The sequence below is a fragment of the Acidobacteriota bacterium genome, assembly GCA_016208495.1.
Lineage (GTDB): Bacteria > Acidobacteriota > Blastocatellia > Chloracidobacteriales > Chloracidobacteriaceae > JACQXX01.
On record JACQXX010000020.1, the window covers coordinates 1 to 22,222 of the forward strand.

A 22,222-nucleotide genomic window follows, 5' to 3' on the forward strand; every position below is an offset into this window, starting at 1 on the left:
ATAATGCCATGAGCTGGAGTCGCACGGGCAGTAAAGCCCTCGCCGTTTTGAAAGTCGTTGAACTCAACCAACAATGGCCTTCCTTATGGGATTTCGAGGATTTGGCTGCCTAATCTTGATCACAGGATTTGTGACAGAAAGTTTTTATTTGCGGCCCTGATTGTGGCCACGGCCTTGATGCTGCCTGGTTGGCGTCAATCTGAGTTTGGGAAGGAAGTGTTCGTTGATCTCTTATGGGTCAACATTGGTTGGGGACTGCTGAATCTATTGCCGGTCTGGCCATTGGATGGCGGTCAGGTGATTTGGGAACTGGAACGGATGTTCTCGCGCAAAGCCACGGGGATTGTGACCGAGGTTGTTTCAAGCGTGGTGTGCCTCGCATTGATTGCCGTGGCGCTTGGAACTCCATTTCGAAATTCAGTCATTATCATCTTATGGTTTGGCTTTCCAAACTTTCAGGCGTTATTCAGTCGCCTTCAGCAACGCAGGGAGAAAGGGTTGTGGGGGCAACTTGATGAAATCAAACGACATATCGAAAACCACCAGCCAGCCGAGGCCATTGCGCAGGCCCTTACTCTTTGGGAGCAGGCTTCGAGTCAGGATCTGAAACAACAGGTATTGTGGCTGTTGATTGATGCCAATTTTGAAAACAAGACCTTTGATGACGGATGGTTGTTTGTGCTCCGGTATAAGGTTTTGTTTGGTCCGCTTCCGGACTATGAAGGTGCCTATCTGGTTGAAATGAAGCAGCCGGAGCGGGCCCTGAGTATTCTCAAACCGGAGTTTGAAAAACATCCCCAATCCTGGGCCACCAGTTACTATCTCCTGGCACTGGCGCAACTTGGCCAGGTGGCGGAGGCTCTCGACCTGTGTCAAACCCTGACCCCATCAACCGAGGTTCTTCGGGTGTTGAACCTGCTTCAGACCGAGGTGTTTTTCCAGGAAAGATATAAAGATTCAATCAAAATTGGAAAGCTGGCGCTTGAATTAGGAGGATCGGGAAATTTTGCTTACAACATCGCCTGCGCATATTCAAAACTTGGTACTCTGGACCTGGGAATTGAATGGCTGGTGAAGGCGATTGGCCTGGGATTGAACGACCCGGCCAGTTTTGATACTGACCCGGATCTTGAATTACTGCGCCAGTCTCCAGGCTATGAACGGGTGGTGCAGGCATTCAAGGCTGATGTCAAACGTCACACACGCGACCAGTGATGGTGTCGCTATTCACATTCGGTATGGAAATTGCCCATTGATCATTTCAAGGCCAATCAAGCTCACACTATGCTGGGATCAGAGTGAAAGTTATTTGATCTCAGCTAGTTGCAGTTTAATTGATCTTGAGTTGAATCAAAATCTTATCTCAAAGGGCAATACCGAACTGTATGAATAAAGCTGTGTATCTGCTGTTCCTGATTTTTGTTCTCAATCTTAGCTGGTTCAATCAACCCTTGCTGGCACAAGACGAGGCAGTTGTTGAACCCGAAAAAAAATCCTGGGTAGAATCAACTGGCGCCCGGCAATCTGTCATTGTTGATGCCGGGCTGGCAGCACTCAGAAAAAGCCCAACGTCACAGGGTGAACTCAAACAACGTCTGCGGGTTGGGCGCAAGCTCTACGTTTTGTCACAAACCCGAAATCGAAAAGGCCAGATATACTATTGGGTGGCGGTCACCCGCCGGACGCGTGGCTGGATTGATGGCCGGGCCCTGGCGCGGTCTGGAACCCGTGGTGATGATGTCCGGTTGTGGAAGTTGATTTTGGCAGAGTCAAACCACTTTGAGCAGTTGCGGCTCTGTCAGATTTTTTTCAGTTTATTCAAACAATCCAAATTGACACCGCAGGTGCTCTGGCAACTGGCCGAGACGGCACAGGCTGAGGCCAGGACCCTGAACTCCCGAATCCAGCGACGGGCAAAAGAAGCTGCTGCCTCAGAAAATGCCGATCTGGCAGCCTATATTGAAAATGATGTGGGATTGGACCGCTATAACCGGTTGGGTATCATTTTCCAGTTTCAGTCTGACACCGGAGAACTGGTCTATGACGGATGGGCACTCCGCCAGCTTCAAAAACGCTTCCCAAAATTTAAACCCCAGACCCAGGTTCCATCCGCCAGCCCATAAGTGCCAAAGATAAAAGGTTTGAGGCCCGAAGGGTCGTCGTTTAATAGCCGTGGTGCGAAGCCCACGGTCACGGCCAGGTTGGGAGCCCCACCCTACAAGAGAGCCACACGCCCTACTGGCGCACTGGCTGAATAAACTCCAGAAACATCGCCTCAAGCTGCATGGTTCGGTTGGCGTTGCGAACCATGTTTTTGCGGATATCTTCAAAACTGCGAAGGAGTTGGGCCAGCCGTTCAATGGTGAATTGCTGGCTGATTGATTTGAGCTTTGTGAGGACATCCAGGTGAATCAGTTTTTCTTCCTCGACTTTGGTCAGCAGATACAGAACGTCGTGCAGGACGCTCTCAATCAGGTTTAAGCGGGCTTCAAATTCGTCACGCTCTTTTTTTCCAAAATGTGTCGCGGCTTTAAACAGTCGAACGCGCTGGGTGCCTTTGCCGAGCAATTCAATGAGTTCGAGGACTTCTTTTCGCATTGCGCGATATTCCGTAAGGTCAATTCCGGTGACTCGACCGGGGCTTCCAAGGGCAATGCGCGCCAGAAGCTGGTTTTCTTCAACTGGCCGTCGGACGTTTTGACTCAGATAGGCTTCCATTTCAGCAATCGTCAGTGGTTGAAATCGGAAGATTTGACATCGTGAGCGGATGGTCTCAAGTAACGCCTGGGCATTTGGAGTAACCAAAATCAGGGATGTATGAATCGGCGGTTCCTCCAGCATTTTCAGCAAGGCATTGGCGGCATTGAGGTTCATCCGTTCGGCTGAATCAAAAATCACCACTCGTCGGTTTCCTTCAAACGGTTCAAAACTCAGCTTTTCGAGTTCGGTTCGGATTTGGGCAACTTTGATAAAAGCCCCGTCTGGCGAAATCAATTGAACGTCAGGGTGTTCCTTTTTCTCGATCCGCAAGCAGGTCGCACAGTGCCCACAGCCGACAAACGGGGAAACCGGGCAGTTGTATGCTTGAGCCAGGGCCAGAGCAAATTGACGTTTTCCAATCCCTTCCGGTCCTGTAAAGAGAAGCGAATGCGGAAGCCGATTTTGCCCAAGTCCCCGAAGCAAAAGGTCTTTGAGTGGTTGATTCCCAAATAATTGATCAAATGACATAAAGCTGAGAGGTCAGTCCCACCTGCGTGAGCGGGCGGGTGGATTTATTCCAGAATTAACAACGGGGCTTCGCCGCCGCCGGAGGACACATTGACCAGTGATGTCGCCGCCAGGCGGACCATTCCGCCTTCAACCTGGTTGTTAAACAGGTAAGGATCAAAATCAACCAGAAGTTCGTGGGTTTCAATGCGGTCGGTGAAAAGGGGAATTTTGATTTTTTGAACTGGAACTCGTTCCTGCACCACATAATCATGATCAATGGCCAGCTTGATGGCTGCTTCCCAGGCTGATTGATCCACGTCCCATCCAATCACCACACCATGTCCGCCGTAATCATCACTTGGTTTGAGGACCAGATGGCTCCGATTTTGCGAAATAAAATCAAGTAAATCAATGGTTTCGCCTTTATGGGTTGATTTGCCGGCTTGAACCAGGCGCGTCCAGGGAATGTGGTTGCGAAAGACCTGTACCTGTTCAGGTGTGAACAGGTGTTCAAATTGTTCGTCGCTGAGAATGGCAAACCCAGCTTTTTTGTGGGCAATTTTGGCCCGAAACGAGTTGATCATACAGACCCGATGCCCGGCATAGGCACGCACGAGCGGGTGTGTCTCGTCAAATTTCTCCAGAAACTCGTGAATGATCACCCGTTTGTAAAAGATATCAATCGCGAAATCGCCATATCTGAGTACCTGATTATCATATTCCAGTTCGTGCGGATCACAGATTACCGTTGGGTAGCCCTGTGATTCAAAATAGATTTTCAGGACTTCGAATTCGCTCCAGGTTGGCACACCCCGCCAGTCTACAATGCCAATGTGTGGTTTTTCCTTACTTCCGCCCCAGGCCCGGTAGGCCTCCACCAGGGCCCGCAGGAGCCGGGTTTGTGGATCGGGAATCCAATGTGGAAATTTCTCAAGAAATTCCCGCAAATGCGGGAGCTTGAAAAAAATATTACTCATCAGTGCCTGATCCGAGATTCCAGCCGGAGTTTCGGCATTATATTCCAAAAACTGAAACCCAGTGTCGGTACAGAAGGTGTCCAGGCGACTGGTCACACACAGCCGGGGATAGCCGGGATCCAGCCGGGCCATGGTTTCTTCTTTGGGTCTTAACCCAAGGCGGGCCATAATATGGGGATTTTGAAGCGCCACTGCCGCCAGATGTTCAAATGCCGTGGCCAAAGCTTCAGCCGCATCACTGATGGCCTGATACTGAGACCGATGCAGAATATGGGGACGCAAAAATGGGCACAGCGGACGCGTTCCATGCAACAGGCCCTGGTCGCGCTCGGCTATAAGCAATTGGTCAAACAGGGCGGGGCTCAGTGATGTGTCACTGGCAATTCGCTGGTCAAGCCAGGCCAGAGCCGGCACGAGAGCTGGGTGAGTCATAACGGCAAATCCTTGAGGGAGAGGGAAATTGAGACCGAAAACCACACCGTGGGGCTGGAACTGGTGCGCGCGATACTCTAGCGGAAGAGGGCTGAATTCGCCATGAAAAAAATGAGATTGGAAAGTCAGTATATGCCGAACCTGCACGGAAGTGGTGGGAAGAAACTTGGAAAAAGTTGGGTGTCTTAATGTCAAAAAAACTTGACAAGGATACACTCAGGTATTACACTCGGCCCAGATTCAACAATGGCACCTTCGGTAGAAGGCAGCCAGAATTAATACCTTCTTAAAGGAAATGGGTTGGAGGCAATCGAATGGGCAAGATTATTGGAATCGACTTAGGAACGACAAACTCGGTAGTCGCCGTGATGGAAGGCGGCGAACCAGTTGTGATTACAAATGCTGAAGGAGCGCGAACAACTCCGTCAGTGGTGGCATTTACCAAAGATGGAAATCGCCTGGTGGGGCAGGTCGCCAAACGTCAGGCGGTGACCAATCCTGAAAACACAATCTATTCCATCAAGCGCTTTATGGGCCGTCGCTATAATGAGGTGTCTGGCGAAATTACCCAGGTGCCGTTTTCGGTTCAACCCGCTTCCAATGGGGATGTTCGGGTGATGGCTGGAAGCAAGGAATGGGCGCCGCCGGAATTGTCAGCGATGGTGCTTCAGAAATTGAAGACCGCCGCCGAAGAATATCTGGGGCAACCCGTAACCGAAGCTGTGATTACGGTGCCGGCCTACTTTAACGATGCTCAGCGGCAGGCAACCAAAGATGCCGGACGAATTGCTGGTTTGGACGTCAAGCGGATTGTGAACGAACCAACCGCGGCGGCGCTGGCTTACGGATTGGATAAGAAAAAAGAAGAAGTGATTGCGGTTTTTGACTTCGGCGGCGGTACGTTTGACATTTCAATCCTCGAAGTCGGCGAAGGCGTGGTTGAGGTGAAAGCCACCAACGGTGATACCCACCTGGGTGGTGATGATATTGATAAACGTCTGATTGAATGGATCATTTCAGAATTCAAGAAGGATCAGGGCATTGATATTTCGTCTGACAAGATGGCCTTGCAGCGGCTGAAAGAAGCGGCTGAAAAAGCCAAAATGGAACTGTCATCGGCGTTGGAAACAGAAATCAACCTGCCGTTTATCACGGCTGACGCTTCTGGGCCAAAACATCTGGTGATGCGCCTGACTCGGGCGAAGTTTGAAAGCCTGGTGGATGACATTCTGCGTCGGACGCTCGAACCCTGCCGACTGGCGATGGAAGATGCCGATATGAAGCCATCTCAAATCCACGAAGTCGTGCTGGTTGGTGGTTCAACCCGGATTCCGAAGGTTCAGCAACTGGTGCGTGAATTTTTTGGCAAAGAGCCGAATAAATCGGTCAATCCAGATGAAGTCGTGGCCGTCGGCGCGGCGGTTCAGGCTGGGGTTTTGGCGGGTGATGTCAAAGATCTGTTGCTTCTGGACGTGACGCCGCTGTCACTGGGGATTGAAACCCTGGGTGGCGTGACCACGGTGTTGATTCCACGCAATACCACGATTCCAACCCGCAAAAGCGAAGTCTTTTCAACGGCGGCTGACAACCAGACCTCGGTTGAAGTCCACGTGCTGCAGGGTGAACGCCCAATGGCGCGCGACAACCGGACCCTGGCCCAGTTCCGATTGATCGGAATACCGCCGGCACCGCGTGGGGTGCCTCAAATCGAAGTCACGTTCGATATTGATGCCAACGGCATTGTGAATGTGTCGGCCAAGGATTTAGGCACTGGACGCGAACAAAAAATCACAATTACGGCCAGTTCGGGATTGGCCAAGGATGAAATTGACCGGATGGTTCGCGATGCTGAATCAAACGCGGCGACTGACCAGCAGCGTCGTGAGCAAATTGAATCGAAAAACCGACTTGACTCGCTGGTGTACCAGACTGAAAAGGCGTTGTCTGAAAATCGGGATAAGGTTGATGCTGCCACGATCAGCGAGATTGAAGCTGCACTCAACGAATCAAAATCCAAGCTTGAAACGGCCAGCTTGTCGGAACTCAACAGCCTGTATGAAAAACTCAGCCGCAGTTCACAAAAACTGGCTGAAGTCATTTATCGTCAGGGTGGGGCCGGTGCTCCTCCAGGTGGATCAGCCAGTGGCGCCTCGGCCTCAGCCGGTGCCGGCGGCGCAACATCTAAATCAGATGACGATGTGATTGATGCCGAATACGTTGATGTGGACGACAAGAAGTAGTCCCGATCACGGTTGAAACTTCAGATCACAGTGGTGTCAGGACAATGAGGAGAAGGCTTTGCTGTCAAGAAAACGGCTTTCTCCTCAACCTGTTTCTGGACTCTTTTCCGGTGGGTCCTTTCGCCTGGACCTGTATCAATTCACATCTGTTGAGGCTGCCGTATGGCAAATGAAGACTATTACACCTTGCTTGGGATCGCGAAATCGGCCTCAGCCGAGGAAATCAAAAAGGCATATCGCAAATTAGCCCGGAAGTATCACCCTGATCTCAACCCAGGTGATAAAGTGGCCGAAGAGAAATTCAAAAAAATCTCTGAAGCCTTCGAAGTGCTCAGCGATCCGAAGAAACGCGAAATCTACGATAAATTTGGCAGCTATAATGAAAGCTATGCCAATGCCGGCCCGGGCGGTTTTGGCGGCTTTGATTTCGGAGATATGGGAAGTGGTTCATTCCGCGACATTTTTTCAGAATTATTCAGCGGAGGGAAAGCCGCGGCGGCATCTGGCCCCAGCACCCAGCGCGGCGCTGATATTGAGTATCCGCTCGCCATTTCGTTTGAAGACGCTGCCAATGGATTGACCGCGACCATCACGATCAGTCGCAATGAAAGTTGCACCAGTTGCAATTCGACCGGAGATGGGCCCGGACCAACCACAACGTGCGGCACCTGTAATGGAACCGGCCAACGGGGACCCAATCGCATGGGATTTGGGTTGAATATGCCCTGCAGTGCCTGTAATGGAACCGGAAAACGACGACCAATTTGTGTGGCCTGTCGCGGTCAGGGTGTGCTCTTAAAGTCCGAAGCCGTCAAGGTTCGCATCCCGGCTGGGGTGGATACTGGCTCGCGGGTTCGAGTTCCCGGCAAAGGCCATGCGGGTGTGCGCGGCGGACAGGCGGGGGATTTATTGATCATTACCAATGTTGGAGTGCATCAATATTTTGTTCGCAAAGGGGATAATATCCACTGCACGATTCCGATTACGGTTCCAGAAGCCGCGCTTGGCACCAAGATCGAAGTCCCCACGATCAATGGCAAGGCCGTTCTGCGAATTCCACCCGGTACGCAATCCGGACAGCAGTTCCGGTTGCGGGACAAAGGATTTCCAATCCTTCGAAGTCAAGGCCAGGAACGGGGAGATCAGTATGTCGAAGTCCGAATTACCCTTCCAAAGGTCATCAGTGAAGAGACCAAGGAAATTTTGCGACAGTTTGCAAAGTTGAATCCAGAAAATCCTCGGGCTGAAATCGGACTTTCCTAATCGAATGAAAAATGAAGAAAGTGGTGAGTGGTTGGTGGTGAGTGGTTGGTGCTTCTTCGAAGGTCTTGCTTTCTAAGCATCAGGTACTAATCACTCACCACCAACCGCTCACCACTATGAATTTTCTTCATTCTTCATCCAATTGAATTTGGAGGTTGGTTGTGGTTCAAGAGCGGAAGAAGCGACCCAAGCGATACACTATCGGTGTGGTGGCCAATACATTTGGCATTCACGAACAAACGCTTCGGCTGTATGAACGTGAAGGTCTTCTGACGCCGTCCCGGTCAGAAAAAAACACCCGGTACTACACTGATGATGACCTGGAAAAACTGAAGATGATCTTGAGTTTGACTCGGGATATGGGGGTCAACCTGGCTGGAGTGCAAATCATTATTGATTTACGGCAGCGCATGGACGAGATGCAGCGAGACTTCAATCGGTTTTTAGAGTATCTGCGCGAACAAATTGCTGAAAACATGGCTGTTGACCAGGAGCACCTGCAAAATGCGCTGGTGCGAACTCCCCCAAGCCATCTGGTGATCATTGAGCAAACCGAGCGCCGCACGTCACGGGGGAATGCGCTTTCAAAAACAGCCCGACAAATTAAAATTGAGACCGCCGATGATCCAATCACAATTGATCTGGATCAAAATCAATCCTGATACCATTGAGGGCTGGGGGGATCAGGACTCAGGGAAATACAATCCTATCAACGACTTAACCTCTTGCTCATACAAGAGGAACTTTCCAAAGTGGTATTAAAGAAAACGGGCTGAAGAGATCGAGTTTATGGAAAGCACCTTCCAACTCGCACGCTTCAGCCCGTTTGCGTTTGAACCCTTCTTCGGTGTTCGCTTATTGCCGCCAGTTTTCGGTTGAACTCACATATCCATCCCTGGCGCCCTTCAGGTATTCGGTCAGCGTGATGCCGACCCGGAGCGCAAACTGTTCTTCAAGTGACAAGATATCTCCAACCGTTTCATCTAACGAGATGCGTTCAACTCGCCACATCGGCAGAAAACTATTGGTTAGCCCAATATTTGATTCTCCATTGGTAACGGAATTAAGCCAGTCGTCAAACGTGTTGATATCAACGCCGCAAATTTGAACTCCAGATTGTTCAATCGAGACCAGAATGCCCCAAATCTTTTCCCGAGGGCTATGTAAACTCAATACCACGCTTGAACCCGAAGTAATCCGTACCATAGAACTCCCATTGATCTTTCGAGACATAGCCCTCACCAAGATGAAGAATGTGGTTAGTGGTTAGTGGTTAGTGGTTAGTGGTTAGAAATCAATACTTTCGAAGAAGAACCAAGAACCAAGAACCAAGAACCAAGAACCAAGAACCAAGAACCAAGAACCAAGAACCAAGAACCAAGAACCAAGAACCAAAAGCTAACCACTAACCACTAACCACTTTCTTCATTCTTCATTCCACTTACTCTGATTCCAAAACTTTTCGCATTTCGGCTTCGATTTCCTGTCGGGAAACACGAACCGTTGTCAGGCTTTCGCTGGAGTCTTCAACTGGGGTGGTAAGCTCAAGTGATCCAGTGGTAGCTCCGAAATTGGTGTCTGAAACGTCTGGATCAAGATCTACCCGAACCAGGGCTGTTCCAAGCCGAATGATGTCTCCATCCATTAACAACACCCCTTTGGGGTTATTGCGCGGGACTTCGAGGGCTTCACCAGCGCGTTCAACTGACGTTCCATTGGCGCTTCCAGTGTCATAAAGCAAAAATTCCCCATCTTCGAACACGATAGTGGCATGCTGGCGCGAGACACTGCTGTTTGGGGAGTTGTCGTCGTCGAGCCGGGAAAACACAAAATCATTCCGTCTCAGGATTTCTCCGGTTTGTTTATCAAGCACATTCCGTAACCGGCCCAAATAGGTTGATTTTCGGGTAATGACATACGGGGTGCGATACACCTGGCCGCTCATCGCCGACAACCGTGCCAGTCTGGGGATTTGAGGTTGGCGTCCGGTCACTTCCAGAATTCGTCCTTCGGATTCATCAACCTTGACGGTGACATCATCATTGGTGTCTTCCGGTGTTGGCCATTCAAAGACCAGGGAGCAGGTTTTTTGGCGGTCTTCAGTCACATACCCTTTGATTTCGACGGTAATGGGGGCAAAGAGTTTAAAGCCCGATCCGGTGATGTAATCATAGAGGTACTTCATAAACACCACGGAATTAAACAATACCTCGTATTCCTCAAGCTTCTCGGGGGTTGGATTTGGGGCATTGACCACAATTTTGTTTGGGACGTAGGTTTCATTCCCAACCCAGATAAACCGTTTGCGAGCCAGTTCATCCAGAAGATGGCGGGCAATTGAGTTTGGGGCAATGTCGGTGGGGGTCAGCCAGTAATTCGCTTTGACCGATTCGGTCAAAAACTGTTCGAGATTGATCAACATTTGTCGCGTGTCGCTTGCCATAAACGAATCGTCCGTAGGGTGAAGAGGTCAAAGGTTGTACTGCCAGGCAGTGGAGGGAAGTGGGTGGGGCAACCCCAGATTGGTTTGTGTGTTGTCTGGTTGAGCCATTGAAGATTATTTCTGTTCAGAACCCAACATTCGTTTCAACGGCATTGAGCACCATTCTTGATTGGTATGAGCCAGCCCAAACCAGATGGTGCCAATTTGTGGATTGAGTGAAAACCGGACTTGATGACCGGTAAATTGAGTGCGCAACGTTGCACGCCCAAGAATAGGGATAAAAACCGCCATCACACCATCACTGGTTTTCCCGGTTGCCCGATCAACTGATTGTGGCTCAACCCCAGACCGAACTGAAATCAGGATTTCGGAGACAGATGAGCCATCGTCCTGTGGTTCAATCACTGGAAAAATAAAGTATTTTCCACTTGGGATCACAAAGGTTTCAATCTGCACCGGATGGGTAATTTCAATAGGTTGCCAGAGTGAGGTTGCCTGGGTGGTGGGCGTGACAGCCTTGATGACACTTGAGCCTTTTGTCCGGCACCCAGCCATTGGAATCCAGGCTGCCATCACAAGCATTGCCAGTCCAAAGATTCGATACCCGAGCGGGCAAAACCTGTTCCCGTGAGTGGATATCATTTTGAAATCATCCTGGTAGATTTGAAAAATGTTAACTCCTGAAAAAATCTATATTTACCTGAGTACTGGTTGTTATTTTTTCTTCCCAGGTGACTCAGCCGGAGCTGGGTTTTTGAGTTTGAGTGGAGTCGAGACCCACTCGTGATTTCCACCACTCAGCCCATACCATAGCGAGACAATCTGTGGGTTGAGCGCGGCCCTGGCTTTGTTTTCAGTAAACCCGGTTTTGAGTTCCGCACGGCCTACGACTGGGATAAAAACCGCAAAGGTCCCGTCGCTCGCACGGTGCTTTTCTTTATCAATTTCCTCAATTTTGAGATCCGGTTTTTGAGCCAGGACCATCTGGGTGATTGATTTTGCACCGTCAACTGTCTCAATAACTGGAAACAGGAAATATGCCCCGGCTGAGATTGTCACATTTTCGGAAAGACAATCTTTTTCAACCGTGACTGCCTGCCAGAGGGATTGTGGCCCGACCGATGACGCTGGATTTCCAGTTGGCGGGGACGTTGAGGGTGGGCTCCCAGACGCTGGCGTCCCCGCCGTCTGGGTTGGCGACGCCGTCTGGGTTGGTGGTGCGGGTTGACAGCCCATGATCGAAAAGCAGAATAAAAACAGAACTCCCAGGTAAAAAGAGGGAACTCGCTTGTGAGAGCGAATAGAAAGAAAACACTTCATAAATAGCTGAAATCGTTCAAGATCGAATGGTGTGAAACGCCACTCATTGATGTAACGAGAAGTGGAATCAGGCTATGTCCCGAAAAGAAATTGGCCCAACTCCCTGGCGGTGCCGGAAATAAATGAGATTTTGAAAGAAGGATCCTGCACCTGGTTGAACCAAAAGTGAGCATTTGTGCAATCCAGGATGGTGATTGGTGTTTGTGGAAAAGAGAGGGCACTGCGGATTCACCACAGGGTGGCCCGGTTAGGATTTCGGCTCCAGTACCTGATCCAGACACTGTACCTGAACCTGATATTTGGTCAGATCCTGATCCGGATACATGCGAACCACGGTTCCTGATTCGACGTGAAAACAACTCAATGGGTCTTCAAAGGTGCATCCGGTATCAAGCCCAATCGCACTGCCGCACACATAAATTTCGCCAGGTTGGCGAACCCCGTCTTGCGGAAGGTACCGGGTTGGGGTATGGCCAAAGAAACACGGCTTTCCACGATACAATTTGAAAAATTTAAGGTCACGGGTCCAAATCAAGACATCCGGCTCGCACTCTGACGGATGCTTGCCGGGAACAATTCCGGCGTGCACATACAATGCTTTATCATCCTCATAAAAGAACGGCATGCGGCGGAAAAAATCGAGGTGTTCTTGCGGAATATGGAGGGAAATGGTTGAGGTTTCTTCGTTGATCTCGCACCCGTATTGATTCATGGTCATGATGCCGCCATTTTCCGGGATGAGCCAGAGGGGGTCGCCCTCGTCCAGCAAATCCAGCAGCATTTGTTCATGATTCCCCCGCAATGCCACAACCCGTGGATTTTGTGCCTGCAGTTCAATCACATAGGAGACGACCCCTGGCGCATCCTCGCCTCGATCAATCAGGTCTCCAACAAAAATGATTCGGTCCCGCCGAGGATTGTAATCGAGCGATTCAACAATTCTTTTTAGTTGCCGATACCTTCCGTGAATATCACCGAATACGTAGGTGTTTTGCATTCCGGGTAAGCCTCCGGGTGAACAAGCTCTTTCAGTCTGGGTGCGCCGAAAATAGAATCACAGCAAAGCTCTCAGGGAAGGCGAAGCGGCAGGGGGATCGCTTCCAGAAAGCGGTAATTGAAATCTTGAACTGGGAGTGTAAAGGCTGAATTCAGGATACCTAGTCTAGCAGAAGTTTGCGCCAAGACTCTACATAAAAATGGCAGGTTGGGGAAAGAAAGGGAATCGGGGATGGGGGATAGGGGATAGGGAAAATCAATGTAATTTGTGGAAGTTGGGATTCCAAAATCTTTCATTTCACTTGTTCTAACCCCTGCCCCCTATCCTCCAACCCCTTGATTACTGTCGGAGTTCCACAATCGTGGCACCCGCGCCACCCTGGTTGTTTGGGGCCTTGTAAAACCGGGCCACATGGGGGTGTCCTTCGAGCAGGTTTTCAATTTCGCGCCGCAAAATTCCCATCCCCATTCCGTGAATAATGCGCACCTGACTCATCTGGTGCATGGCGGCATCATCCAGAAATTTGTCGGCGCGATCTCTGGCCTCTTCGGCGCTGCAGCCAATCAGATTGATTTCAGCCTGAGATTCTTCCGAAGCCGGTTGATGACTTGTGGCGGCAGCAGCGGCAGCCCGCTCCAACACCGATTTGTGACCTGCCTGCGATTTTGACTTGCTGATTCGCCTGACGTGGGTGTTCGCGGTTTTTAAGCGCATTGACCCAACGCGAACCAGCAACATTCCCTGTTGAATTGATTCAATCACGCCCTCCTGGCCCAGATCAGTTCGCACCAAATCCCCAACCCGCAGCTCACCTTCCTCAACCGTCGGCTCCTCGGTTTGAGGTGTTCCAGGGAGTTGCGGAGTGGTTGGTGGAGGAGTCGGTTTGACCAGTCGAAGGGCATTTTGTTGTTTGAATTTTTCATTGGCGGCCCGAGCCAGTTTTTCAACCGCTCGTTCGGCTGAATGTTGGGCTTTAGAGCGTTGGACCTGATCGGAAATTTGGGTTAGCAATGGTCGAACCTGTTCAAAAAATTCATCCCGAAGCTCGTTGAGGGTTTCGGTAAATACTTTTTGGCGGGCCAGTTCCCGTTCGGCAAATTGTTGATCAAGCCGGGCATAGCGTTCAGCCAGGATGGCCCGTTCTTCTTCAAGGGCCACATTTGAATCGTGGTGGTAGTCAATTTCTGATTTCAGTTTTTCAAGGTAGTGAGACAGGTCCCGTTCGCGGGAGCCCAGTTTCTCCAGGGCCAGATCGAGAATTGCCGGGCTGAGGCCCAGCCGACGGGCAATTTCAATCCCGCTTGAAGATCCAGCCTGGGTTGTCAGCAGCCGGTAGGTTGGCTGCAAGGTTTCAAAATCAAATTCCACCGAGGCGTTAAACACCCCATCGGTGGTGTCGGCATACACTTTTAATGGGTTGTAGTGGGTTGAAACAATCGTGTGGATGGTCTGTGACCGCAGGAAATCAACTATTGCCGTTCCCAGCGCCGCTCCTTCGTCGGGATCAGTTCCAGTGCCAATTTCATCAATGAGCACCAGGGCTGGTGCCGTCACTGTTCCAGTAATGGTGCGGATGTTGGTGATGTGCGACGAGAAGGTAGACAGGTTGGCAGCCAGTGACTGGTGGTCGCCAATATCGGCGTGGATTTGATGAAAGAGGCAGACATTGGCTTCGCGAGCCGGTACATGTAACCCGCTTTGGGCCATCAGCGCACAGATGCCGGCGGTTTTCAGCACCACGGTTTTGCCTCCGGCATTCGGACCGCTAATGACCATGACCTGTTCGGTACCGTTGAGGGTAAAGCTGATGGGAACGATTTTTCCGCCTTCCTGATTCAACCGCGATTCAAGCAACGGGTGACGGGCGTCCGTGACGGAAAAAATCCCATCGGTGTTGAGTTTTGGCTCCACAGCGCGAAAGGTTTCAGCGAAGCGGGCTTTGGCCGCCAGAAAGTCAATTTCAGCCAGTGTCCAGGCAAGTTGTTCAATGGCACTGTGTTCAGTTCGCAGCGCTTCAGTAATCTGAAAGAGAATTCGGGCAATTTCAGCCTCTTCCATATCCTGGAGGCGAACCATCTCATTATTGAGTTCAATCGTTCCAATCGGCTCGATAAAGACGGTTGCCCCACTCGATGAGGCGGCGTGGACCACGCCAGGCAGGTGGCCCCGGTGGTCGCTCCGAATCGGAAGGACAAATCTTCCATTGCGTTGGGTGATGATTTGATCCGAAAAAGCCGGTTCAAGTTCAGCCTGGCGGAGCATTCCTTCCAACTGACGGTGGATCCGGGCGCGCTGAGTTTGGATTTCGTGCCGGATCCGGCGTAATTCCGAGCTGGCGCGTTCGTCAATTTCACCGGTCGGAAGCAGTACCCGGCGGGTGGATTGATAGAGCTTGCTCAAGTTGGGCAGAAGGTGAAAAACACTGTTCAGGGTCGGGAATTCATCTCGAACCGGGCGAAACATTTCCTGAAGTGAGATTCCGACCTGCATAAATCTCAAAACCGTTTGTAGTTGATCAGTTTCGAGCCGCGTGCCGGCAATCCGAAGTTGTTCGAGAATTGAGGTTGGATCGGGTAAGTCCCCGACCGAAAGCCGGCCAACTTCCTGACAAAACCGGCGCGCTTCGGTGGTGAGCGTGAGATTCCGAGTCACAACTGACCATTCGTCAGTCGGAGTCAACTCCAAAGCCATGAGGCGGCCCTGGTCAGATTGAGCCTCTCGGGCGAGCATTGCCCGAAGCTGTGGAAATTCAAGTGTATCAAGTGCTTGTATTGGCATGTTCTTCATTTGAAAGGAATAATTTCCCAGTGTGGAACTTGATTAAGGTTCCAGGTCCTGGCACCATGAATGGCCAGGCCATTCAACAGTTGACTTCGCTGAGCAGGGAAGCTGGATGTGGTTGGGACACAGGTGAAAATCGGCTGTCCTATCAATCCAGGCTGTCTCTCAGGAACGAGGAACCACGGCTAGAATAAATTTTTCATGGGAAATTTCGGATAACATCCCTCGAAGCAGCAGAATCGTCTGGCAATTCGGCGAGGAGTTGTGTGAACTGGAAGAGAGGCCAAACTGGGTGACGAGCACACCCGGCGGAATGGATACCGCCGGGTATTGGTGATCTCTCTGGTTGACAACGAAAACCCTGGTCAAAAGGAGGAATAGGTGAACCCTGGTTTACGCCTCTGCTGCAAACCGATTATGGATGTCCTGGAGGGGCACTGCGGCCAGGCAACTGCTGGGGGTTGGCTTCTGGGATTTCAAAATCGGCGGCTACTGAAATCTGACTGGCCTGCACCATGGCATCCAGTCGTTCCTCCAACTGTTTTCCTTTCAGCATATCACGAATCTGATCCTGCAACGGTTTGTCCAGCGGTCGGGTGCGATGGTCCGTAACCTTGATGATATGCACTCCATATTCCGTGATGACGGGTGAAGTTGTAATATCGCCGGTCTTTAACGTAAACGCGGCCTCTTCAAATGGTTTCACCATTTGGCCCCGGCCAAAATATCCCAGATCGCCGCCTTGTTTGGCCGAACCGGTATCAAGTGAAAATTGCTCAGCCAGTTTGGCAAAATCAGCCCCACCCTGGACTTGTTGAATCAATTCACCAGCTTTTTGTTTGGCTTCATCGGCGGTGTACACCTTCTGAGTTGGGGTGTGTTCACCGGGGTGAGGCTGCTCTGGGTTCAGTTCCTTGGTCGGGAGCAAAATGTGACTGGCCTTTACTTCTTCAAAGGTGTCACTTTTGTGTTCTTCATAATATTTGTTGATTTCAACGTCTGAAACCTGGAGCGATTTTTGAATTTGCTCAACGGTTTTTTCACCCACCACATTGGCTTTGGTGACCAGCCATTTGATTTTGAATCCTGGATCTTTCATTGCCCCAGCTTTTTCAGCCCGTTCAGACAAAATGGAAAGCTCCGCGAATTGTCCTTTTAAGTCACTGGCATTCGGGAGCTTTTTCAAGTCGGCATTTTTGTTGAGAAAGTCATCAAAGGCGGTCGGATTGACCTTGTAATACTGATCAATTTCTTCCTTGCTCACTTTGGCCTTTTGGCCTTCGGGTGATTCCTTGTAGATATTGATCAGGATTTGTTTCCGGGCCAGCTCCAACTGGGACTGAATCTCAGGTTTGGCGGTGATGCCAAGGCGATCAGCTTCTTGACCAAGCGCAATCGCTCGTTTCAAGTCTTTCACCAAATCAGCTTTTCCATTTTCGGCACCGCTGAGTTGCATCAACAACATCGGGTTGAGGCCCTTCAAAAAGTTTTCCATTTCAACTTTTGAAATATTGACCGACGTTTGTTGTGACCGGGTTCTCATTGCAATCACACCCGAGAGGGCGATCAAGCAAACAATAACAAGAGTATAGAGCGCTCGTTTCAAGGGGATAATCTCCTGTGCTCAGTGATGGTTAAAAACCAGAGGAATGAAGAATTGAGAATGAAGAATGAAGAATTGAGAGTGAAGAATGAAGAAGGTGGTTCGTGGTTAGTACCTGGTGATTGGTACCTCGTACTTGGAAATCAACACTTTCGGAGAAGAACCAAGAACCAGGATTTCTTTATTCTCAATTCTTCATTCTTCATTCTTCATTCTTTATTCTGATTCCTGGTGTTCGGTTTTCTGCGAGAGTTCAAGCAAAACTCCGTGAGTACTTTTCGGATGGACAAAAGCAACCAGACATCCGTCAGCCCCAGGGCGCGGGTGCTGGTCAATCAATTGATAACCCTGATCTTTGAGTATTGCCAGAGTTGCCGCCACATCGTCAACCCGAATACAAATATGATGAATTCCAGGGCCGCGTTTGGCAATGTATTTCGCAATCGGGGAGTTGTCATGGGTGGCTTCAAGCAGTTCGACCCGGCTGTCGCCGATGGGCAACATGGCCACTTTTACTCCCTGGTCTTCGACAACTTCTTCGCCACAGACCGCGAGCCCCAGGGCATCACGGTAAAACTTGAGTGCCGTTTCCAGGGATTCGACCGCAATTCCCAAATGGTCAATTTTCATAGATAGTTCGCAGTATCCCTTCATTCCGAAAGTGATTTAGGGTTCCCTGAGAGATTCAGACGGTCAAGGATTTCCTCAACAATCGAATAGGGGTCACGTTCGCGGGTGGCAACCTGGTTAGCCCAGGCTGACCATTCGGGACCGGTTGCCGCCCTCCGGCGGGCAACTGTCAGGAGCTTCTCTCTCAGAAGTTCCGTGAGTTTGAGTTCGGCAATCCGTGCCTGCCGGTCCTGCCGTGCCTGTTGATGTTGTTGCAGGAAAGTCAGGTAGCTTGCAATAGCCTCAATTACTTCGTCAAGGCCCTGGTGGCGCGTGGCCACGGTCTTTAAGATCGGAGGCTGCCAGAAATCAGGGCGGTGACCCAGGCTGAGCATGGCCTCGATTTCCTTTTCGATGCGTTCGACGCCCTCGCGATCAGACTTATTAATAATGAACAGGTCCCCAATCTCCATGATGCCGGCTTTGATTGACTGTATGTCATCGCCCATTCCAGGCACCATCACCACCAGCGTCACATCGGCGGTTTTGACAATATCAACTTCGTCCTGGCCGACGCCGACGGTCTCAACGATCACCCGGTCATAGCCGGCGGCATCCAGAATCAGCGCGGCGTCGGCGGTTGCCCGAGCCAGACCGCCGAGATTGCCTCGGGTGGCCATGCTTCGAATGTAAATGCCTGGATCCAGCGCCAGTGACTGCATTCGAATCCGGTCCCCAAGGATGGCGCCGCCTGAAAAAGGACTGGATGGGTCAACGGCCAAGATTCCGACTTTCTCACCGCGCTGGCGGTACAATTTCGCCAATGTATCAACCAGTGAGCTTTTCCCGGCGCCGGGTGAACCAGTCAACCCAATCACCGTGGCTTTCCCGGTGTGCGGGAAAATCTGTTTCATCAGGGAGAGCGCCTCGGAGGTATTGTTTTCAATTGCGGTAATACCTCGGGCGATGGAGCGGATGTTGCCCTTTAAAATGCCGTCAGCCAGCGTGTGTGCAGTACTCAAAACCAGAAACTCCTTCGGGAGAAGATAAAAAGAAGGTTTGTATTCTAGGAATTCATCGCTGGCATTCAAGTCCTGCCAGCCGTGAGTGATCAATGTGTTTCCGCAATTCACCGACCGGGATTCGTCAGTAACCCCCAAAAAACCGTCAGTGGCCGGGTTGTTTTTTGAAGTGGCCGTCGTGTCTGGCAAAGTGCGGTTTGTCAACAAAACCTCATCAAAAAGATTCAGATCGCACAAGGAGAAACTATATGACACGCATTTTCAAACTTTGTATCGTCAGCATTTTGTTCATTTTTGGAGTGGGTACCAGTCAGGCATTTGGGCAACAGATTGTGACTGACTCAGAACTCAATCAACAGCTTATCACTTTTCAGCAAAACTTCCCGCAATTTGTTTCTGAACATCCAGGACTGACCGCCGGTGCTTCAGACATCAACATTGATGGGGCGCAAAAAAAGGTATCCTTCAGTTTTCAACAGCAGGGCCAGTACAACGTTACCTACGGCAATCTGGTTTTCAGCCCAACGACCCCCATCAGTCCACGCCGGTTTATGATGTCGCTCGATATCCAGAGCATCACCCACACCGGCAGCGCCGCCATTGATATCACTGATAAGAAGGGAAGAAACTTTAACCTGCAATGTGAAAACAATTCCTTTGCCGTGGGGGCGGTGAAATTTACGTCTGAAGTCATCGTTCCCGAATCTGGCACGGTGGTGATTCTCAACCGCCAGGTGAACTTTGATCCCAAGACCGTCGTGGTTTCCATACCCTGTCTGAAAGCCAGGCAAACACCGGAACAGGCCGCCAATGAAGCCGAGTTTGATGACTCGTGGCAGGAAGACCTGGGTCAGGGCTTGATTGACACCGCCCTGGCTGAACGGGGAAGCAGCCCAAGCAAGGGAACCCTCAACACAGTAAGCGCCACAATGCAGGCGCTGGCGGCGGTACCCGGCTCAAGTGTTGCCACTTCAACCACGGAAGCGGTCACCACCAACGGCACGATGACCGCCGCGTCTGCGCCAGCCCCCTGTAGCGGTACCGTCCAGGCTGATATTCAACTCGTGATTGCCGACCTGTCAGCCATTTCGGCCCAGGCTCAAGCCCAGGGATTTCAAACAGCGGTTCAAACACTGACGACTGATTTGCGAACTATCATTCCAACCCTGACCGCACCGAGCCAGTCAACCGTCCAGAAGTTCATTGATGATTTGAATAAATACACGGCTTCGACCAGCATGGGCGGCACCACCATCACTGCCATCGAGCAAGCGGTTCTGATTAACGATTTCAACAATGTGGTTTTGAGCACCGGGATTACCTCAGACCAGCTTACCACGCTGCAAACTGATCTGATCGGGGCCCTAAATACAGTGTCAGGGATTTCAACGGCCCAGCTTCAGACTGATTTCCAAAAGTTGATTGCTGATGTTCAAGCCTGCCTCAATAAGTAAACCGGGCTGAAGACTCGCAAGCTCGGGGCTGAAGAAAATGGGTTTAATACCCTGAACCCGAAGTCTTCAGCCCCCAGCCTTGTCATTACCCAAATTTTTCGATGTGCCTGTTGAGTCCCAACTTGAGGTGAACCCCAACTTGTGGGGTCACCACATCGGGTAGCCATCAACCATCTCACCACAGAGGACACAGAGGAGCACAGAGGCCGATCAGTTGCTCAAAACCTCTGTGTTCCTCTGTGTCCTGCGGTGGTTCAAAAATGATGCTGACGGTTCATTGTGTTCGGGGTGATGGGGGCAATTCAGGTTGATATTTTGGAAATCGAAAAAATTTGGGTAATGACAAGGCCCTCAGCCCTGGTCTTTTCAGCTTCGGAATCGTTTTTTCCCCCTGCTGGGCGCCGGATTGACATCTTCGGAATGCAGTTTCAATGTCGGTTCGGCGGCCAGCTTCCAGTCACTGATTTCCCCTCGCTGTAACCTCATATAGCCGGCAGCCGCAATCATGGCGGCATTATCCGTGGTAAAAACCGGACTCGGAAACGCCACCGGCACCCCTACCGTTTTGGAAACCTCCTTCATCGCTTCACGCAACGCCGAGTTACAGGCCACACCACCCGCTAAAATGATTGTTTTCGGAGGGTAATCCCGTGCTGCTCGCAGGAGATTTCTGGTCAGTGAGGTGACAACCGCCTTCTGGAAACTGGCTGAAAGATTTTGAATGATCGCTGGAACTGCCTCACCTTCAGCGAGTCGGCCAAGATTGTGTTCCTGGACAAACCGCAGCACGGCGGTTTTGAGCCCGCTAAATGAGAAATCATAGGGTGCATCAGGCATATGTGGCGGGCGATAGGTCAACGGAGCTTCACTGGCCACCCCGGTTTTCGCCAGCCGATCAATCACCGGGCCTCCCGGATATCCCAACCCCAACAATTTCGCGACTTTGTCATAGGCTTCGCCAGCGGCGTCATCCCGAGTGTGGCCGAGTCGGACATAGTGTGTTTCCTCTGGAATCCAAAACAAATTGGTATGTCCTCCTGAGACAATCAATGCCAGAGCCGGATATTCAATTGGAGGATGTTCAAAAACCACCGAATAAATATGGCCTTCGATGTGATGAATCCCAATGAGCGGTTTCTGGAGCGCATAGGCCAGGGCTTTGGCGTAGGAAACACCGACCAGCAGTGATCCAATCAAGCCTGGTCCACGGGTAACCGCAATCCCATCAATGTGATGGGCCTCAATCTCAGCCAGAGTGAGTGCCTGTTTGACCACATCACATATCTGCTTGAGATGTTCCCGCGATGCTACTTCAGGCACGACTCCACCAAATGGACGATGGGTTTCGATTTGCGACGCAATGATGTTTGACCGCACCACAGTTCCATGTTCGAGGACGGACGCCGCCGTTTCGTCACAGGAACTTTCAATACCGAGCACATACCGAAATGTCATGGGTGTACAGAGGCTTCCTTCGTAAAGTTATGAACCCAAAACCCAAAGAGTAGTGGTGCCAGTCAGGTTTAATCAACGACTCCTGGCCTATCTGGGCAGGCTCAATTCCGAGAGCAACCACACCGGAATCATCTGAGAAAAAAAACCGCCAATTTTTTACAGATTTTTCCTGCTCTCAAGATGAAAAATTCAGCTTGTACCGGGTACCAGTATCAAGTATTGTTTCAATGCCTGACTGATCCCTGATCTGACTTCGTCCCTATCAATTATCACCTGAATAGCAGTTCCCTCACTTTTTTGAGGTCAACGTTTTCGAACAAGGGCCTGTTGAAGGTCCTTTTGACCATCTTTGGTACTTCAGCGAGAATTAATATTGAATCTTGGTTTTGAGCCCAGAAACTGGGCGGCAGGCATAT

At 50.7% G+C, this 22,222-nt stretch carries 18 protein-coding genes; 6 read left to right on the plus strand and 12 right to left on the minus strand.

The annotated features are described in order from the left end of the window. The first annotated feature begins 216 nt into the window (after nucleotides 1-216). Nucleotides 217-1,215 (plus strand): hypothetical protein, encoded by a 999-nt coding sequence (locus HY774_03805; protein ID MBI4747584.1) that lies wholly within the window; start codon nucleotides 217-219, stop codon nucleotides 1,213-1,215. Nucleotides 1,216-1,385: 170 nt separating this feature from the next. After that, entirely contained in the window at nucleotides 1,386-2,123 is a 738-nt protein-coding gene (locus HY774_03810) for a hypothetical protein (GenBank protein MBI4747585.1), read from the plus strand. A gap of 112 nt (nucleotides 2,124-2,235) precedes the next feature. Here the strand turns inward: HY774_03810 and holB are convergent, their stop codons facing one another. Both holB and HY774_03820 read right to left on the minus strand, forming a co-directional pair. Further along, nucleotides 2,236-3,228 carry a DNA polymerase III subunit delta' gene (gene holB / locus HY774_03815; GenBank protein ID MBI4747586.1) on the minus strand — a complete coding sequence of 331 codons (993 nt, stop codon included), beginning with the start codon at nucleotides 3,226-3,228 and terminating at the stop codon, nucleotides 2,236-2,238. Nucleotides 3,229-3,272: 44 nt separating this feature from the next. After that, nucleotides 3,273-4,619, minus strand: coding sequence for a hypothetical protein (locus HY774_03820; GenBank protein ID MBI4747587.1), 1,347 nt, complete (start codon nucleotides 4,617-4,619; stop codon nucleotides 3,273-3,275). A 314-nt stretch (nucleotides 4,620-4,933) separates the two neighbouring features. Here HY774_03820 and dnaK point away from each other — a divergent pair, with 314 nt between their 5' ends. From dnaK to HY774_03835, 3 genes are all read left to right on the plus strand, one after another. Further along, nucleotides 4,934-6,859 (plus strand): molecular chaperone DnaK, encoded by a 1,926-nt coding sequence (gene dnaK, locus HY774_03825; GenBank protein MBI4747588.1) that lies wholly within the window; start codon nucleotides 4,934-4,936, stop codon nucleotides 6,857-6,859. A 162-nt stretch (nucleotides 6,860-7,021) separates the two neighbouring features. Then, the gene (gene dnaJ / locus HY774_03830; GenBank protein ID MBI4747589.1) at nucleotides 7,022-8,122 is read left to right on the plus strand and encodes a molecular chaperone DnaJ; all 1,101 of its coding nucleotides are present in this window, start codon (nucleotides 7,022-7,024) and stop codon (nucleotides 8,120-8,122) included. A 161-nt stretch (nucleotides 8,123-8,283) separates the two neighbouring features. After that, nucleotides 8,284-8,784, plus strand: coding sequence for a MerR family transcriptional regulator (locus HY774_03835; GenBank protein MBI4747590.1), 501 nt, complete (start codon nucleotides 8,284-8,286; stop codon nucleotides 8,782-8,784). A 193-nt stretch (nucleotides 8,785-8,977) separates the two neighbouring features. Here HY774_03835 and HY774_03840 read toward each other — a convergent pair whose 3' ends face one another. The 9 genes from HY774_03840 to meaB all read right to left on the minus strand — a co-directional run bounded on the left by HY774_03840 (nucleotide 8,978) and on the right by meaB (nucleotide 18,879). After that, nucleotides 8,978-9,355: a hypothetical protein gene (locus HY774_03840; protein ID MBI4747591.1), complete on the minus strand. Its 378-nt coding sequence runs from the start codon at nucleotides 9,353-9,355 to the stop codon at nucleotides 8,978-8,980. 208 nt (nucleotides 9,356-9,563) lie between these two features. After that, nucleotides 9,564-10,565, minus strand: a complete 1,002-nt coding sequence (locus HY774_03845) for an FHA domain-containing protein (GenBank protein ID MBI4747592.1) — start codon at nucleotides 10,563-10,565, stop codon at nucleotides 9,564-9,566. 114 nt (nucleotides 10,566-10,679) lie between these two features. Beyond that, nucleotides 10,680-11,207 (minus strand): hypothetical protein, encoded by a 528-nt coding sequence (locus HY774_03850; GenBank protein ID MBI4747593.1) that lies wholly within the window; start codon nucleotides 11,205-11,207, stop codon nucleotides 10,680-10,682. A 72-nt stretch (nucleotides 11,208-11,279) separates the two neighbouring features. Further along, nucleotides 11,280-11,801, minus strand: coding sequence for a hypothetical protein (locus HY774_03855; GenBank protein ID MBI4747594.1), 522 nt, complete (start codon nucleotides 11,799-11,801; stop codon nucleotides 11,280-11,282). Between the two features lie 331 nt (nucleotides 11,802-12,132). Further along, the gene (locus HY774_03860) at nucleotides 12,133-12,882 is read right to left on the minus strand and encodes a serine/threonine protein phosphatase (protein ID MBI4747595.1); all 750 of its coding nucleotides are present in this window, start codon (nucleotides 12,880-12,882) and stop codon (nucleotides 12,133-12,135) included. A gap of 339 nt (nucleotides 12,883-13,221) precedes the next feature. Further along, nucleotides 13,222-15,660 (minus strand): endonuclease MutS2, encoded by a 2,439-nt coding sequence (locus HY774_03865; protein ID MBI4747596.1) that lies wholly within the window; start codon nucleotides 15,658-15,660, stop codon nucleotides 13,222-13,224. Nucleotides 15,661-16,078: 418 nt separating this feature from the next. Beyond that, nucleotides 16,079-17,269, minus strand: a complete 1,191-nt coding sequence (locus HY774_03870) for a peptidylprolyl isomerase (protein MBI4747597.1) — start codon at nucleotides 17,267-17,269, stop codon at nucleotides 16,079-16,081. 213 nt (nucleotides 17,270-17,482) lie between these two features. After that, the gene (gene mce / locus HY774_03875) at nucleotides 17,483-17,896 is read right to left on the minus strand and encodes a methylmalonyl-CoA epimerase (protein MBI4747598.1); all 414 of its coding nucleotides are present in this window, start codon (nucleotides 17,894-17,896) and stop codon (nucleotides 17,483-17,485) included. A 20-nt stretch (nucleotides 17,897-17,916) separates the two neighbouring features. Further along, nucleotides 17,917-18,879, minus strand: a complete 963-nt coding sequence (meaB, locus tag HY774_03880) for a methylmalonyl Co-A mutase-associated GTPase MeaB (GenBank protein MBI4747599.1) — start codon at nucleotides 18,877-18,879, stop codon at nucleotides 17,917-17,919. Nucleotides 18,880-19,145: 266 nt separating this feature from the next. Here meaB and HY774_03885 point away from each other — a divergent pair, with 266 nt between their 5' ends. After that, on the plus strand, nucleotides 19,146-20,351 hold the full coding sequence (locus tag HY774_03885) for a hypothetical protein (protein ID MBI4747600.1): 1,206 nt from the start codon (nucleotides 19,146-19,148) through the stop codon (nucleotides 20,349-20,351). A gap of 366 nt (nucleotides 20,352-20,717) precedes the next feature. Here the strand turns inward: HY774_03885 and tsaD are convergent, their stop codons facing one another. Then, a complete protein-coding gene (tsaD, locus tag HY774_03890) occupies nucleotides 20,718-21,806 on the minus strand; it encodes a tRNA (adenosine(37)-N6)-threonylcarbamoyltransferase complex transferase subunit TsaD (protein ID MBI4747601.1) in 1,089 nt (362 codons plus the stop codon). Nucleotides 21,807-22,222 lie beyond the last annotated feature (416 nt).